This is a genomic window from Mesorhizobium sp. M1E.F.Ca.ET.041.01.1.1 (assembly GCF_003997355.1).
Lineage (GTDB): Bacteria > Pseudomonadota > Alphaproteobacteria > Rhizobiales > Rhizobiaceae > Mesorhizobium.
Genome location: NZ_RZSL01000875.1, coordinates 1 through 1,878, shown reverse-complemented (window position 1 = coordinate 1,878; position 1,878 = coordinate 1). Strand labels below are relative to the sequence as shown.

3 protein-coding genes are annotated in these 1,878 nt (G+C 63.4%); 1 reads left to right on the top strand and 2 read right to left on the bottom strand.

Features of this window, described 5'->3' with window-relative positions; all coding sequences use genetic code 11:
* Positions 1 to 222 precede the first annotated feature (222 nt).
* A complete protein-coding gene (locus tag EOA38_RS35325) occupies positions 223 to 1,173 on the top strand; it encodes a DMT family transporter (protein ID WP_127301393.1) in 951 nt (316 codons plus the stop codon).
* A 4-nt stretch (positions 1,174 to 1,177) separates the two neighbouring features.
* Here the strand turns inward: EOA38_RS35325 and EOA38_RS35320 are convergent, their stop codons facing one another.
* Both EOA38_RS35320 and EOA38_RS35315 read right to left on the bottom strand, forming a co-directional pair.
* Entirely contained in the window at positions 1,178 to 1,549 is a 372-nt protein-coding gene (locus tag EOA38_RS35320) for a response regulator (protein ID WP_127301392.1), read from the bottom strand.
* A gap of 82 nt (positions 1,550 to 1,631) precedes the next feature.
* Positions 1,632 to 1,878: phosphoribosyltransferase family protein (locus tag EOA38_RS35315; protein ID WP_281060161.1), on the bottom strand; the 247-nt coding region annotated here is incomplete at its 5' end.

Genomic DNA, 1,878 nt, shown 5'->3' with positions numbered 1-1,878 from the left:
GCGCAGGAGGTCGCTGTCGAGGGTGGGCTTCATAGGTATCGCCATAAGAAATTTTGATCGCTGATATCATTCCAATTCGTTTGCAACATGTCAAACGTCGCAGGATAGTCACCGCACCCATTGGATATGCGGCCGCGAAATCGGCCGCGGACCAATTCGAAGAGTCCTCACTCGTGCCCGCTGCCCGAAAATGGTGGCGGGCTCTTTTTCGCTGGAACGTCGATGCAGAACCGGATGGTGCTTGGCATCTTGAGCCTCTGCTTGGGCGTTCTGGTGTTTTCGCTGCAGGACCCGCTGGTGAAGGCAGTGTCGGGCGGCTATCCGGTGACGGAGGTGATGGCGATCCGCGCCATCGTCGCGCTGCCGATCCTGATCGTTGTCGTCCATGCCGATGTCGGCCTGAAGGCGCTGCTGTCGAAGCGAGCGGGCATGCTGACGCTGCGCGCCTTCATCCAGTTCTCGTCCTACACGGTCTATTACCTGGCGATCGCCGCCTTATCGCTGGCCGACGCGATAGCGCTTTATTTCATGGCGCCGCTCTTCATCATGGCGCTCGCCGGGCCTTACCTCGGCGAGCACGTCTCCTGGCGGACGCTGACGACTGTGCTGATCGGCCTTGTCGGGGTCGTCGTGATGCTGCGTCCGGGCGCCGGAGTGTTCGACTGGGCGGCGCTGCTGTCGCTCGGCTCGGCATTCCTCTACGGCTTCTCGCAGCTGATGGCGCGCCGGATCGGCGACACCGAATCATCGACGGTCATGGCCTTCTACCAGAACGGCGCCTACCTCACCGGCGCTGTGGCGGTCGCCGCCATATTTCATCTTGCCGGCATCACCCACGCGGGCCATCCGAGCCTCGACTTCCTGGTGCGGCCATGGGTGTGGCCGACCATGCCGGACTTCCTCAAGATGGCCGCCTGCGGCCTCGTCGCCCCCGCCGGCATGATTTTGTTGTCGCAGGCTTATCGGATGGCCCCCGCCAACCGCGTCGCCACCTTCGAATATACCGGCATTCTCTGGTCGCCGCTCTGGGGCTTCCTGTTCTTCGCCGAGGTACCGCGCGGGACGACCGTGCTCGGCGCTGCGCTGATCATCGGCGCCGGACTGCTCGCGCTCAACGGCGAGCGGCACAGGAGCGCCGTACCGACACTCGCGGCAACCGGTGACGCTGTCTAGACGGTCAAGCGAAGCAGCTTAAGACCCGGCCGACACGGGCGCGTATCTCGGCAAGCGTGAACGGCTTCTGCACCACGTCGAGGATGATGCCGTTCAATTCCTCGGCGCGCTCGCGCTGGTCGGCATAGCCGGTCATCAGCATGATCTTCATCGCCGGGAACTGTTTCGCCGCCGCCGTCGCCATCTCGATGCCGTCCATCTCCGGCATGCGGATGTCGGACACCACGAGATCGTAGCCACCATGCGCCTGCCGGATCAGCGCCAACCCTTGCGCGCCGTCGGCGGCGATGGTGACATTGTGCCCGTCGCGCTCCAGTGCGCGGGCGGCGAGGGTGCGGACGGACTCATCGTCCTCGACGATCAGAAGCTTTGCCATGCCGAGATACATGGCGCGGAAACGTTGACTTTTTCTGAAAATTCGAACGGTCGACGGGTCGTCACGGATTCCGCTTCGAGAGTCAGGCGTCGCCCTTGACCACGCCGACGAACGGCAGTTCCCGGAACGCGTGCGCGACATCCATGCCGTAGCCGACGACGAAATAGTCGGGGCAGTCGAAGCCGACATAGTCGGCGTTGAGCGTGGTCTGGCGGCGCATGCGCTTGTCGAGCAGCACCGCAATGACGCAGCTTTTGGCGCCGCGCGACAGCATGAGGTCGCGGGTGAAGGAAAGCGTCTTGCCGGATTCCAGGATGTCGTCGATCAAA